This is a genomic window from Microcoleus sp. FACHB-831, assembly GCF_014695585.1.
Classification (GTDB): Bacteria; Cyanobacteriota; Cyanobacteriia; order Cyanobacteriales; family FACHB-T130; genus FACHB-831.
This window is the reverse complement of the sequence record NZ_JACJON010000058.1, coordinates 122453-136327: the sequence shown is the minus strand read 5'-3', so window position 1 is coordinate 136327 and position 13875 is coordinate 122453. Positions and strand designations below refer to the sequence as shown.

Below are 13875 nucleotides of genomic sequence, written 5' to 3'. Positions count from 1 at the left end.
ATTTCACGATGTCATTGAATGGTAAAAACAAAACGACCAGGACTGTCATTCTATTAACTCTGATCTTCCTGGTGATTGAAGTATTAGACGAATTGGTGGATGGAGTCCGGGGTGCTACGTATCCATTAATTCGCAATGACTTGCATCTTTCCTATGTGCAAGTTGGGCTATTGCTGACGATACCCAATACAATCAGCAGCCTAATAGAGCCAATTTTGGGAATTTGGGCAGATATCGGTCAGCGACGGCAATTGATTTTGGGGGGAGGCGTTGGTTTTGCGATCGCATTACTCCTCATCTCCGTTAGCGATAACTTTTCCTGGTTATTAGCAGCCTTTGTGCTGTTTTATCCAGCATCTGGTGCCTTTGTCAGTCTTTCCCAGGCGACGCTGATGGACATGGAACCCACGCGCCACGAACAAAACATGGCACGGTGGGCATTGGCGGGTTCTATTGGCAATGTCCTTGGGCCTTTGGCTTTAGCGGGTGCGATCGCATTCCATCAAAGTTGGCGGAGTGTATTTTTAATTTTGGCGGTACTGACGGTATTACTTGTAGGAATGTTGTGGAAGTATCCGTTTACAACTCCAACAACATCTTCTCAAGTTGACGAACCTGTACTTAGTTTCAAAGATGGTGTCTCTAATGCCATCAACGCATTAAAACGGCGCAAGGTGTTGCGTTGGTTAACTTTGTTGCAATTTTGCGATTTGATGTTGGATGTTCTGCGTGGCTTTTTGGCACTGTATTTTGTTGATGTTGTGGGTGTAAACAATACGCAAGCAAGTTTTGCTCTCACAATCTGGTTAGGTTTTGGCTTGCTGGGAGATTTTCTTCTCATTCCCTTACTAGAGCGGGTGCGAGGATTAGATTATTTGAGGATTAGCGCCATTCTTATTTTGTGTCTTTATCCAGCTTTTTTGGTGGTACCCAATATCAATATCAAGTTGGTCATTCTTGGCTTTCTGGGTCTTCTTAATTCGGGTTGGTACTCTATTCTCCAGGGGCAATTGTACACAGCAATGCCAGGGCAGAGTGGTACCGTCATGACGCTCGATAATTTGGCGGGTTTCGTGGGTGGTTTAGCTCCGTTGGCGCTGGGTTTGGTTGCTCAACAGTATGGTTTGCAACCTACGATGTGGATGTTGCTTGCAGCACCCATCGCCTTACTGATTGGGCTTTTTTAAATTGATTACCACTGGCAGGCTTTTCATTCATTTCGCAGCCTTGCCAGTGGTCATCTGATATTCCCTATTCCGGTTGCTTTAGGGCTGCTCTTGCTTTGTTCATATATTCCATTAAGACTGAATCCATCGCGCCTCGACTGGCAACTTCGACGCCTTCTTGCTGATACATTTGATTAAGCGATCGCTCAATTCCGGCATCGCCTCCGGTGAATTCTTGAATCAGTTCTTGTGAGCGTCGAGCCAATTTCTGCACTGCTTCGCTGGTTGGATCAATGTCGTTTTGCATTGCAGTTCGAGCTTGATCGATCAATTCTTGCCATTGAGCTTCAACCTGCCGAATCCGTTCTTCACCAAGTATTTGCCGTCGTTCTTGGAGATAGTCTAGCTGTTCTGGGGTGTAGTAGTTTTCTACCATCATCGTGACCTCGATTAATTGAATAAATTCTTCGATAGAGATTGTCTCTGCGGATTGCAGATGAGCAGCGATCGCTTCGAGTCGCGCATAAAGCTGTTGCTGTAACTCCATCTGCTCCTTCAACTTGGAGAGGTGCAGTTGCACTACATGATGAGGCGAAAACTGACTTTGCTCCAGACACTCTCGGATTTGTTCCAAGGAGAAGCCAATTTGCCGTAACGACACGATTTGCTGTAACCGGATAATGTCATCTTCGATATACAGTCGGTAGCCTGTTTCCGTCCTCCGAGAAGGCGAGAGCAATCCAATCTCGTCGTAATAGTGCAATGTCCGAACGGAAACTCCTGTCTGTTTTGCCAGATCACCGACTTTCATTGCAACGGGTTGCATTTCTTTCCTCCTTGCCGCTCCGAGACAATTCCAATTGATAAATTCATGGTAAGAGCCTCACGTTGCGTGAGAGTCAAGGGGAAAAGCAAACAAATTAGCTATTGCCTTCTTTACCCTGAAGAATGTACAGTGCCTCTTTATTTGTCAAAATGCCAACTTAGTGTGACTGAGGCTGTGAAGCTTGGCTTGTCTAGCGTTCAGCTCTAAGTGAGTACAGGGAACTTACAAGCGGAGCATCAACCTAAATTGCTGTAAGCGTGCAGCGATCAAGCTTGCGTGATGACACGAATTTGTCCCGATGTCATTTAATTCGCCACTGTATAGTCATGCTCATCTGCCGCTTCAAGATTATATTTTGCTCAACTATTACTGAGTTATAAATAAGTTTTGGATGTCAACCCTATAAAGGTTTTAGCGCTACTATTTTAGGCTTTTATTTCCCTTCATTTACTTACTAAACTACTTTTTATCATGCTAGGTACTGAAGAGTCATAATATAAAACTTTAATTTGCCAAAATATGCTTTAATTTGTAAAGGTTGAGCGAAACCGTGGCTCTATCAGTAGAACAAGTCTGGTAAGCTCATGGAGACAGTGTTTAAGCTGCGGATGGAAAACCTGAAAGCGTTGTTTAAGGAAAATTTTTTGACAAAATATGATGATCAAAGATAAACTCCTCAATTGGCTAAACCTGATTTTAGTAGCTGATGTATTCTTAGTATTCCTAAGCTTTGGGTGGTTAGCGATCGCAGTCTTCGGTCACTCGGTAGGGGTTCCCCTTGGACTCGATTTGTGGTACAAGCTTTGGCAACCATTGTTTACCCCAGCGCTTGGCGTTCTCATGGGAGGAGCAATTCTCAGTGCGTTGGTTAGCCAAATTTCCAAGCGACTGAACTCCAACTGAAGACGGGGAATGGGGAATGGGGAATAATTACCCATTATCAAATTAAAAAAATCACCCAATCGGGCGATCCTATCGTGCGAAGTCATCAAAAGGTCAGAGAAGCGAAGCTAGAGACAACAGAGGATTTACTTGTTTCTAGCCTCTAAAAGCCGCGAACTATGAAACGCGCAATTCTAGCGATCTCAACCTTGCTTCTGACCACCAGTATTATTGCACCAGTGCAGGCGCAAACATTTGAAACCCAATCTTCCAGGGAAATTGCTGCTGGTTTAACTCTAGCGCCTGCCGAAAGCGTACTGCAAAAATATTTTCAAGCGATCGCACTCCGAAACTATCAAGAAGCTTACAATCTGCTTTCTCCCCGCTATCGGGCGCAAATATCCTACCAGCAGTTCGTGAAGATGTATCGAGACTACATCATCAAAGGTGTCACTATCAAGTCTGTGCAGCTAATGCCGGAGTTCTCGACTAACAACGGCCACAAATTTGCTGTGGAGTACAGCGCCTCTTACATCCAGCCAGTTTTCTCTGCCAACGATCAGCAGTTGCCCCAATTTTACACCTTAGTTGCTCCGAACAGTTCAATTGGTCAATGGCTGATTGATGGCATTGGTACAGCCCCATAATCGATTTTAAATAAACGTAGGCTGGGGAGCCACCCCGTGCGCGGGGAACCCGCGCACGGGGTGCGTGGCGTTTGATGGGAGTATTACTTGCTATATAACACTTAATACTCTTCATCAATTTGCATTTCTAAAACCCCCAGTTCAGCACGTCGCTGACTCAGTTCAAATTCCAAAGATTGAATTATTCTTAATAATTCCTGGCGACGAATTTCTGCACTCGTTTCCTGTATTTGCATATAAGCTTCAATATCAGGCCACAACTGCACCGCCCAATCTTTAGTAGCAGTTTTCAGTTCCCTGAAAACTTTAACTTCGGCATTTGGCTCAAGTGCAAAAAGGGCATATAATTGCACCTGATTTCCCTGCTTGCGTCCCTTCTTTTCGCAGAACAGATAAAGTCCTGGTTGTTGATAAGTTACCAAGTCGATTTGACTTACAAACGACCCTTCAATGGAATAGCCATCAGTTCGCGTCTTATCAATACCATCAATAATTTTGCACCAATTACCTTGGCGTGGCTTTAGGGTACTTTCCCATAAACCGGGCGCATTGAGAAAGGCACTTCTTATACTAACTAGAACAGCTTCACTCATGGGGTTTGTATGTCAATACTTCTCGGTTAGTAAAAATTGTAGGTTGGACTCGTGTGCCAGCAAAACCCAACAAACGTAATATTAGCGTTGGGTAACGCTCACCTCAACCCAACCTACTTGCTCCCCAACCTACTTGCTATTAGTTAACATTTTCAATTTTATCAATAAAATTCAGAATCATAGATGCAAATTTTTCGGGGAAGAAAAGTACCCATTCGTGGTATACTTCATCCACGACAATTAATTGCGAATCTTTAATATTTTCATAAAATTCTTGAGCAAATGAAACGGGGGTAAGCAAATCGTTCTTTCCCCACAAAATTAGACAGGGAGATTCAATCCTTGGCAACAGCGGTCTGATGTCTTTATCTATACCAATAAATCCCATATTTATAAGATTTTGAGTATTAGTAAAACTGTTATAAAGCAAGTTTTTAAAAACTTCAGCCACAGGTTCAACCTTCATTTGCCACATTTGTGCAGGCATCTCAATCGCCCTTTTGGCAACGACTTCCGGCACGGAACCTAGAGGAATTCCCGTACTATCTGCTATTGTGAGACTGCGAACCATAGATGGCATTAAGGCTGCCAATGCCATGCCTATTGCTCCGCCTTCGGAATGCCCGATTACATGAACCTTTTTCAGATTCAGCGCCATTAGAAAATCAATTAACACCCGCGCATAATCTGTGTAATCTTGGATAATTTCAGGCGCAGTTGATTGTCCTAAACCTGGTAATATAGGTGCGATAACGTGATAACGCTCTGACAAAATATTTAAGCTGCCTTGATAAGGTTCAACTAATACACCCCAACCGTGGATAAATAGTATAGGAGATAATCCTGATGCTACCCCTTTTTCAAAGTAGGTAATGCAACATTCCCCTAAATTAACTTGTTTTTCGATAAATTGTTGATCCATTGAATTATCCTTTAATTTGTTGAGATGATTTTTAGGTAAATAGGTCGAGAAGCAATACTTCTCGGATAAGCGACAATTTGAGAGCAAGTAAGTTGGGTTTCGTTATCGCTCAACCCAACAAACCTAATATTATTAGCGTTGGGTAACGCTCACCTCAAACGCCACGCACCAAGGGCGCGGGGAACACAGCGGAGGGGGCGGCTCCCCAACCTACAATTTTTCCTAACCGAGAAGTATTGGGTGAGAAGCAGATTTTATAGAAATTAACATAGTTGCCTAGATTTCTATTCTGTCTGAAGTTTGAATACTCAAGAATATGCAGTATTCTCAATAAATGGAGGCACCTCTTTATCTTCATTCCCAGACCGCAGCCCAGGAATGAAAATAACATAAGTATTTGTCGGGTAAGGTGCCTCAAACAAAGCTAGAAACTACAAGTTTTTAAGTGACGGAAACGAGAACTCCTCCACTTTCATTTGCCATTTTGTCCACTGCGCTTAAGGCATATTTTCCTGGTTCCAGAGTGGCAAATGTGGTTCCTGCTGGAAGGATTCTTTGTAGCGTCCAGGTAGAACCATTCTGTTTATAAAGCGTCCAAGAACGAATATCGGGATTGGCAGCATTCCACGTTAGTTTGCCATCTTTCACCGCTACTCCGGCTGGGGGGGCTGGTGGTATTGTGTCCCGCCATGACATATTAGGAACGAGTGCTGGTTGGGTATAAGTTGAAGTTTTGAAGTTGTCGTAAATGCCCTGACGATTTTGGGTGAAAGCTTCCATGCTGAAGAAGATATTTCCCAGTGACAAGTTATCACTCAAGTTGCGCGTAATTTGAACTTGCTTTTTAATCTCCTCAAGGTTCCAAGCTTTTCCGTCCAGCTGTCCTAAATTGTTACCTGCGTAAATGTGTCGCTCTTTGGGATTATTATCAGTCCACCACTTGAGTAAGACGGGGTAACTCTGGGCGGTTTGGTCGATGCGCCAGTACAGTTGTGGGGCTAGATAATCTATCCAACCTTGTTCTAGCCATTTTTTTGAGTCGGCATAAAGTACGCTGTAGGCATCTAGTCCTTTAATCTGCGGCGGTTGTCCGGGGCGGTAAATGCCAAAGGGACTAATGCCAAATTTGACGTGGGATTTTGCTGCTTTAATGCCTGTGGAGAGGCGTTGAACCATTTGATTGACATTTTCTCGCCGCCAGTCCCCCAAGGATAGTTTTCCGCCACTCGCCTGATATGCGGCGTAGGTTTTGTCGTCGGGGAAGGATTTGCCTTCGATGGGATAGGGATAGAAGTAGTCATCTAAATGGACGCCATCTATGTCGTAGCGACGCACTACGTCGAGAATTACGTTGTATGCTCTGTCTTGAACTACTTTTAGTCCGGGGTCCATCCACAGCTGATTTCCCCAGGGGTAAACGGCTTCGGGATTGGTGACAGAGAGGTGAGGGCGGACGTTTGGCGGTAGCTTGGTGCTAACTTTGGCGCGGTAGGGGTTGAACCAAGCATGAAGTTCAATGTTGCGCTGGTGGCTTTGGGCGATCGCATACTCCAGAGGATCGTAAAATGGGTTTGGTGCCTTTCCCTGCGCTCCTGAGAGCCAATAGCTCCAAGGCTCTAATTGCGAAGCATAAAAGGCATCCCCTTCCGGTCGTACTTGCAAGATTAAAGCATTCAGCTTCATTGCTTGCATCCGGTCTAGAATTGCTCTTAATTCGGCTTGCTGTTGTTCAACGGGTAATCCCGGTTTGGAGGGCCAGTCACTGTTCCAGACTGTTGCTACCCACGCACCCCGAAATTCTCGCTGATGACTAACTTTAACTGTTTGCGGTAAAGTTCCCGGTTTTGGAGGAACTACAATGTAGCTAGATGCAATTGCCGGAGCTTCATCTTGATACACTAAAGCTTGATAGATAAAAGCTGCAACATCGGCGCGAGTTGCTGCACCATTGGGATTTAGTAATTTTATATTCGGGTAGTTAACTACCATTCCGGCACTGGTAGCTACGGCTATATCATCTGTTGCATAGTTCGGAATTTGAGCAGCATCTAAATATATTTGTGACAGTGATGTTTGCAGGTGAGGTTTTATATTGGCGGCAACTTCTAAGCCACTGACTAGGGAAACTAAAACTTCTACCTTGGAGATTCTGTTTGTCGGACGAAAGGTATTATCGGGAAAACCGCTGATAAATCCTCTTTCGTAAGCATTTACAATTGCTGCCCCTGCCCAGTAGCCAGAGGGAACATCGACAAAGCGGACATATTTTCGCTTTACAGGTCTCACAAAGGCCTTGCTAATGATAGTAGCAAATTCAGCGCGGGTCATTGATTGATTAGGGCGAAAAGTGCCATTGGGAAACCCGCTAATGATGCCACGTCTGGCGAGGGCTTCTATGAATAAACGCGCCCAATGATCTTGAATATCAGAGAATTGAGGAGAGGATGTAACCATAGTTTTTGCTAATTGCTAATGGCTAATTGCTAATTATTTAAGATTTCTTAGCTGTTAGCTAGTTCAAAATTTGTTGCAATTGTTCAGAGATAACTTGCCGTTGTTCGGCATCATAACCCCATTTTGCTAAAAAAGGTTTGTATTCGCCTTCGCCAGTAATGGCACTTTCCAGCAAGCTTTGAGCTAGTTGGTACACTTGGGGAAGTTTAACCAGTTCTATAATACGGGCAGTACGCGATCGCACTCTATCGGAACCCTCAGCCATCTGGTGATTATCATTGCGACGATGGGTAATTGCCATCCCCGCAGACATTGCCAGATTTTTCACTAATAATTCGGAAACTGTGTCTGGATTTGATTGCAATGCCTGCACGACTTCCTGACTGGGATTGTCTGCAATTGTGCTTTCCGATGTTAGATAGTTGACAAAAAAGCCTCTGGCACCATTTTCAGTTTTCACTAATTCTGAGATTGCGGCGGCGATCGCGTCTGGCGATAATTCACCCGCTTGCATCTTGTCGAGAATTGATTGGGTGAGGGCGATCGCTTCCTCAAATGTGACTGTTTCTGGAACTGTAAACGCAAATTCGCTCATCATCGTGCCTGAAACTCTTTCTCCTGCGATGATAGCCAATTTCGGGTAGTGCTAGAGTACCCATTCAGTAATTCTCAAAGAACTGCTCCCCAACCCGGTTGGTTCAAGGTGGTTTCATACAATCGAAGCAAATATCGAAAATTGTGACATTTTGTAGGGGCATGGCAATCAAAAAGCCCCTACCGCCAACCAAAATCAACGTTACAGAATTTTCTTTTAATAAATGAAACCACCTCCTGAAACGGGGGGATTGAGGGGGGTTCGTAAGAGTAGCTGGTACCAGCAAATTGATTCTAGTGGTATAAATATGAGCTGGCTCATATTCGCACTCTTGAACCTCTGTCAGAGTGGAGATATCAGCAATCTGGAGGGTCAAAGATATGACCAATACTACTACCCTCAATTTTAAAACGGCTTCGGGGCATCAAGTTTTAGCAGCAGCTGGGAAGAAAATGTTGCGTCCGGGGGGAGGAATTGCCACAGAGAAACTGTTTCAATGGGCTGGCTTCAAAGCCGGCGAGACAGTTCTAGAATTAGCTTCTAGTTTTGGCTACAGCGCGATCGCATTAGCCCAACGCTACGGCGTGCGAGTGGTCGGTGTGGAGAAAAACCCCGACAGCGTGGCGTGTGCGCGTGCCAACATTGCGGCGGCGGGCTTGGTGGGTCAGGTGGAGGTCATTGAGGGCGATATTTTCCGCCTAGATGCAATATCTGAGAAGTTTGATTACGTCTTAGCAGAAGCAATTCTGACGATGCAATCTCCACCAGGGAAAGCTAAAATTCTGCGTTCTATCCACGACCGCCTGAAGCCGGGAGGAAAATTTCTCTCTCATGAACTTTTAGCACGCGATCGCGAAGAACAAATTCACCGCGATTTGGCGCAGGTAATTCGCATCAATAGCACACCTCTATCAGAAACCAATTGGATAGCTGCTTTTTCCACCGCTGGGTTAGAGGTAAAGCAGCATCAAACTGGAGCAATGGCATTGTTAAATCTGCGGCAAATCTTGCGGGATGAAGGGTTGCTGAATACGGCACGTATTTTGTGGAATGTGTTAACTAAACCTGCTATTCGCAGCCGAGTTCTGGAAATGCGTCGCGTTTTCAGCCAATACCAGCAAGAGTTGGGATATATCGCTGTGTGCGCGATCGCGTAGCTGGGGATTGGGGATTGGGAAGAATCTTACCTAGTCCCTAGTCCCCAGCCCCTAGTCCCTAGTCCCCATTCTTTGTTCATTAACCAAATCAACTATTCAGGTGGAAAATTAATTATGGCTTCCATAACAACAAATAGCACATCTTTCGTTAGTAATCTTCGGGAGCAGATTGAGTATCCAAAATCTGGAGTTTTGAGCAAGGTACTGATAAAAGACAACAACTGTCAACATACGCTTTTTTGTTTAGCAACCGGCACTGAAATTGCCGAACACACATCAACTCGCAATGCCACTGTCACGGTTATCGAAGGACGAGGAATTCTGACTTTAGAGGGAAGAGAAATTTCCCTCGAAGCAGGTGTATTCGTCTTCATGCCTGCTAATGCGCCCCATGCTTTACAGGCTCAGGAAAATCTAGCGTTTTTGCTAACACTTTCTGAACATCATTCACATGAAAACTGAGGTAGCTCATAGTTGCTAACTCTTCTCAAACGCCATAATATCTGTAGTAGCAAACCAATAGACGATCATGCTTAACACTTTTACTGAACACCTCAATCTCTCCCAAACCGACCTAGAAAAAATGCTTTCATTACGGTTGCAGGAGTTACTCAAAACACCTGATTTTAAGGAGAAACTCGACAGTTTAAATATTGGGTTGCTGCAAAAAACTTTACCCACCGCTGCCGCCGTTTTAGCCAATGAATTGCCACCCTTTTATAATTGGCTGAAAAACGAATTAGGACTGAAGCGTGTTCCAGATAGCCCTGACCATACTACCAAATGGGTTGTTAATTTTCTGAAACAGGAGGAAAGTCTGACGCGCTTAGTGGAACTGCATCGTCCAGTTCCGCGTCCAGCTTTGGAAGCCTCAATTCCTCGCTTAGTGGGGTTGTTTGACGGTGTAGAAGATGCCCAAGTGCGTCAAGAATGGCAACAAGCGATCGCAGCCCTTTGTCTAGTTCTAGTTGTCGCCGCCCGTGAAGAGGCTCAGTCTCGTTTAGTTGCTGTCTAATTTTTGTTGAGGACTGTTGCACTGGTACTTTTTTCACCATTTTTTCCCTCAAGCTGCATCAGCCGAAATAGAGAGATACTATTAATTTAGGCTCTACAATCTTAGGGATGGTGTGCCGTGCGATCGCAAGTCTAATTACTATCGCCCTCTACTGTATAAGATGTACCATTTCAGGATTAGTTACTTCTGAAGAGGGAGGGCGATAGTAAATCCCAGGATTTCCATAAAGAAAAGAGTAAGAGGATACTAAAATGATCAGACTCCTCGTGAATTTCCTAGAAGCACTGTTGAACACTTTTTATCGCACTCGTGTATATCCGCGATTTTTTGTCTTAGAAACAGTTGCTCGCGTTCCCTACTTCGCCTACACCTCAGTTCTGCACCTATATGAAACTATGGGTTGGTGGCGTAAGGCTGACTGGCTAAAAGTTCACTTTGCCGAATCTTGGAACGAATTACATCACCTACTAATTGCCGAGTCACTTGGTGGTAATAAATACTGGATTGATCGCTTTGTTGCTCATACGGGAGCCTTCGTTTACTACTGGATTATTGTCTTGGTATATATGGTGTCTCCCCGGTCTGCTTATAACTTCATGCAACAGGTGGAAGAACACGCATACCACACTTATGACACTTTTCTGAAAGAGCATGGCGAGGAACTTAAAACTTTGCCAGCCCCAGACGTAGCCATCGATTACTACCATAACGGCGACCTGTATCTATTTGATGAATTTCAAACTATGCGCGATCCGCAACAACGTCGTCCCCACATCGAAAATCTCTATGATGTGTTTTTTGCTATCCGAGATGACGAATTAGAACACGTCAAAACAATGATTGCTTGTCAGCAACCCGACGCTCAACAAACTTTCCAAAGTCCTCACAGCGCCAACAAACTACCTCTACCGGAATCAATTAGAGCTGCCATTGACGAGCGTACTGCTAACATTGCACAGCAGGCAGAAAAAGAGCCAGTAGAAATGTCGTAGTCAGCACCCAGAATATTTCTACTACCAGTTGAATTGTTTGGTATCGCAAGTTTGCTCCCCTTATTAAGGGGAGTTTTGCTGTATCTGTTGCCGATAATTAGCGATAATCTCCCAAATTGCTAAGACTAACGCGGTTGAGTCTCTTATTGATTAGGTTTTAGTTTTGGTATCTCGAAGGGAATCAAACCACTCATCAAAAGCTTAACCGCCCTAACTTGTTCTGGCGATTTTAGCCTCAATCAACACCCATAAAACTAACTCGTCTTTGAAAATTTGTCTCAACAGCAATGCAAGTATTTAATACATCTAATATGTTTTTGCGGAGCGCTCGCTCTAAAGAGTATTTTCGATCTTCGTGTTTAAACCTTGACAATTGATAAACAAACAGAGTAGCTGCTTGATAAATAACTTTTAATTCATAGAGTGAATCTATTTGAGATATCTTAATTGCTAATAGCCGAAGTTGGTAACATATTTCTTTTGCTTCTTCTTTTGTCGCACGATGATCTTGATGGTAATAGTTAAAGGTTTCCGCTAAATACTGTGCGTGTTTAGCTGTATTTTGAATTTCATGCTGTGCATTGTCAACAGGAGCAAGAAATTTATCCAGTAAAAGCTGTTGCACATAGGCATCACGAAGGCTCGAATCAGCAATAATTTGAAGTTCTTTCATCCGTTGTTCATGCTTTCTTTGTTTTTCAGCATAAACTTCTTTGAGAATAGTCTCAAACAAGCCGGTTAAAGGATAAAATGCGCCAGCAACCATATTTTCTATCATATTTAAATACTTCTAGGATTATCGGTTAACTAATTAGCGTGATCGCATTGGTATTGTAGGGTGCGATCTTCAAGTGCGGAATGCACAATCAACCGCAAGGATAACTGAGTTGCCAATCTTCTGCAATGATAAATGCGATCGCTCCCACCGTTTATTCTAAGTTGGGGATTTTTTGGGAGGAGCCGAGCGCGTATAAACTGAATTTGACAAAGAGCGATCGCTGATCACAAAGCGTCAAAATTTAAAATTGTTTGCTCAATGTTTTGGGTAAATTTTCCCAGTTCTTCAGTAATTCCAAAAAGTTTATCAGCACGGATGAAGATTTCCCAGGCACGAACGCACATGAAGCCGATACCAATCACTGCAAGAGGAACAGCAGCGTAACCAAGTAGAGCAGCAATTGGTGGGAAAATCATACAGATGCACATCAAAATAGCTGTAATTACACCACCAGCGATTCCAGCTGTTGCTGTTGCCACTGCAACTTTACGAATTAGCTCTTCTTGCGTAATTTTCCCTTCAGCAAAGGACAATGAATTCTCTAGAGTTGAGAATACAAGTTCAATAACTGCTGCTACCAAAGCACCTTGAACAGCAGCTCCAATCACTTGCTCTACACTTGCTTTGAAAGCTGCATCGCCAAGTACCTTACGTGCTGCTGCAAGTTCTTCAGGAGTCATATCAACTCCACCACGAGATCGGTTGATTCGGAAGTTCTCGAAGATACCGTTTGAAGCTTCTTTTCCTCCACCGTTGACGTGCGCTTTTATATGGCTCCAATCTTTATCGTTGCAAAACTCGCGAATCGCTTCATATCCTTGAGCGCGAATTTGTGCTGGAATTGTCTCATACACTTTGGCAGCTTCTTGAACATTGCGAATACCTTCGCGTACTCCAGCTCGGTGAAATTTAAGTTGCAAATTGTGGGGTAAGTTCTCAAATTTAATGTTGTGAGCAACTTTGAATGCCTCGTGTGCAGCAATTGTTGCAGCGCCAGTGACTGAGCTAGAAGCCAGTTGAGCTTCAATAATTACATTACTCGCAGCTTCTTGTGTTATTGAGAACGCTTCTGATACTGCATTTTGAGTAGCTGACACAACCTCTGATGCGGTTTCTTGAAACGTTGAAGCTATAGAAGTGACTGAGTTGGAAACCTGTTGAATTGCACTACTTGTCGCCTCTTGGGTTGTTGAGAGTGCTTCTGATACTGCACTTTGAGTAGTCGATACAACCTGGGATGCGGTTTCTTGAAACGTTGAAGCTACAGCTTCTATTTCCTGAATGTTAATTTTGAACATCTGTTTGCTTAGTACAAAAATTCCCTAGATAACTACTAGCCATGACCAGGTTCCGTACAAAGCAGCTCAGATTTAATGGACGCGCTCGTCTCTTAAATTTCCTGGAACTACTGTGCAATTACGCTCTAGCCTTGTAGCATTTAACACGAGTTAGCTCTATTTAAAGCTACTATTTCTGAAGCCGTCAATGACGGCAGCCCAAACTTCATTAAAACTTCTAAAATATTGAATTTTCTAAGGAAGTTTTTCACATAAGTAGAATCTGCGTGCAGCAAAGCTATCCCGCAGGGAATCGCTTCTTCCCTATTGTCCAACGATAAGCGCGATCGCTTCTTCCCTATTGTGCAACGATAAGCGCGATCGCTTCTTCCCTATTGTGCATTAAAGGAAAGCGATCGCATCTTCCCTATTGTGCAACGATAAGCGCGATCGCATCTTCCCCCCTCTGCATTAAAGGAAAGCGATCGCTCTATGTCATTCGCCAGAGCATCAAATTACTATCAGAGGGTAGATAATTCCTTGGTGTTATTGAGTGTAAGTTAATTAAAAG

The 13875-nt window shown here is 43.8% G+C and carries 14 protein-coding genes; 7 read left to right on the top strand and 7 right to left on the bottom strand.

Annotated elements, in window-relative coordinates:
• The first annotated feature begins 8 nt into the window (after positions 1 to 8).
• Positions 9 to 1187, top strand: a complete 1179-nt coding sequence (locus tag H6F77_RS16120) for an MFS transporter (RefSeq protein ID WP_190427805.1) — start codon at positions 9 to 11, stop codon at positions 1185 to 1187.
• 64 nt (positions 1188 to 1251) lie between these two features.
• On the opposite strand, the gene H6F77_RS16115 is transcribed toward H6F77_RS16120, so the two are convergent.
• On the bottom strand, positions 1252 to 1992 hold the full coding sequence (locus tag H6F77_RS16115) for a MerR family transcriptional regulator (protein ID WP_190427806.1): 741 nt from the start codon (positions 1990 to 1992) through the stop codon (positions 1252 to 1254).
• Positions 1993 to 2652: 660 nt separating this feature from the next.
• Here H6F77_RS16115 and H6F77_RS16110 point away from each other — a divergent pair.
• Together H6F77_RS16110 and H6F77_RS16105 are read left to right on the top strand one after the other, a co-directional pair.
• Positions 2653 to 2895 carry a DUF8620 family protein gene (locus H6F77_RS16110; protein WP_190428018.1) on the top strand — a complete coding sequence of 81 codons (243 nt, stop codon included), beginning with the start codon at positions 2653 to 2655 and terminating at the stop codon, positions 2893 to 2895.
• Between the two features lie 158 nt (positions 2896 to 3053).
• On the top strand, positions 3054 to 3521 hold the full coding sequence (locus H6F77_RS16105) for a DUF4829 domain-containing protein (RefSeq protein ID WP_190427807.1): 468 nt from the start codon (positions 3054 to 3056) through the stop codon (positions 3519 to 3521).
• 101 nt (positions 3522 to 3622) lie between these two features.
• On the opposite strand, the gene H6F77_RS16100 is transcribed toward H6F77_RS16105, so the two are convergent.
• The 4 genes from H6F77_RS16100 to H6F77_RS16085 form a co-directional block, all read right to left on the bottom strand.
• Complete coding sequence (locus tag H6F77_RS16100; RefSeq protein WP_190427808.1) at positions 3623 to 4114, bottom strand: hypothetical protein; 492 nt, start codon at positions 4112 to 4114, stop codon at positions 3623 to 3625.
• A 139-nt stretch (positions 4115 to 4253) separates the two neighbouring features.
• A complete protein-coding gene (locus H6F77_RS16095; RefSeq protein WP_190427809.1) occupies positions 4254 to 5036 on the bottom strand; it encodes an alpha/beta fold hydrolase in 783 nt (260 codons plus the stop codon).
• Positions 5037 to 5477: 441 nt separating this feature from the next.
• The gene (locus H6F77_RS16090) at positions 5478 to 7490 is read right to left on the bottom strand and encodes a glycoside hydrolase family 10-like protein (protein WP_190427810.1); all 2013 of its coding nucleotides are present in this window, start codon (positions 7488 to 7490) and stop codon (positions 5478 to 5480) included.
• Positions 7491 to 7548: 58 nt separating this feature from the next.
• A complete protein-coding gene (locus H6F77_RS16085) occupies positions 7549 to 8124 on the bottom strand; it encodes a sll1618 family protein (RefSeq protein ID WP_309228860.1) in 576 nt (191 codons plus the stop codon).
• A gap of 341 nt (positions 8125 to 8465) precedes the next feature.
• Between H6F77_RS16085 and H6F77_RS16080 the strand changes: the two genes are divergently transcribed.
• The 4 genes from H6F77_RS16080 (at position 8466) to H6F77_RS16065 (ending at position 11249) form a co-directional block, all read left to right on the top strand.
• A complete protein-coding gene (locus tag H6F77_RS16080) occupies positions 8466 to 9242 on the top strand; it encodes a class I SAM-dependent methyltransferase (protein ID WP_190427813.1) in 777 nt (258 codons plus the stop codon).
• Between the two features lie 114 nt (positions 9243 to 9356).
• Entirely contained in the window at positions 9357 to 9704 is a 348-nt protein-coding gene (locus tag H6F77_RS16075) for a cupin domain-containing protein (protein WP_190427815.1), read from the top strand.
• Positions 9705 to 9771: 67 nt separating this feature from the next.
• Complete coding sequence (locus tag H6F77_RS16070) at positions 9772 to 10257, top strand: hypothetical protein (RefSeq protein WP_190427817.1); 486 nt, start codon at positions 9772 to 9774, stop codon at positions 10255 to 10257.
• A gap of 251 nt (positions 10258 to 10508) precedes the next feature.
• Positions 10509 to 11249, top strand: a complete 741-nt coding sequence (locus H6F77_RS16065) for an alternative oxidase (protein ID WP_190427819.1) — start codon at positions 10509 to 10511, stop codon at positions 11247 to 11249.
• A gap of 235 nt (positions 11250 to 11484) precedes the next feature.
• Here the strand turns inward: H6F77_RS16065 and H6F77_RS16060 are convergent, their stop codons facing one another.
• Together H6F77_RS16060 and H6F77_RS16055 are read right to left on the bottom strand one after the other, a co-directional pair.
• On the bottom strand, positions 11485 to 12027 hold the full coding sequence (locus tag H6F77_RS16060; protein ID WP_199313356.1) for a hypothetical protein: 543 nt from the start codon (positions 12025 to 12027) through the stop codon (positions 11485 to 11487).
• Between the two features lie 224 nt (positions 12028 to 12251).
• Positions 12252 to 13325, bottom strand: coding sequence for a hypothetical protein (locus tag H6F77_RS16055; protein WP_199313357.1), 1074 nt, complete (start codon positions 13323 to 13325; stop codon positions 12252 to 12254).
• Positions 13326 to 13875: the final 550 nt, after the last annotated feature.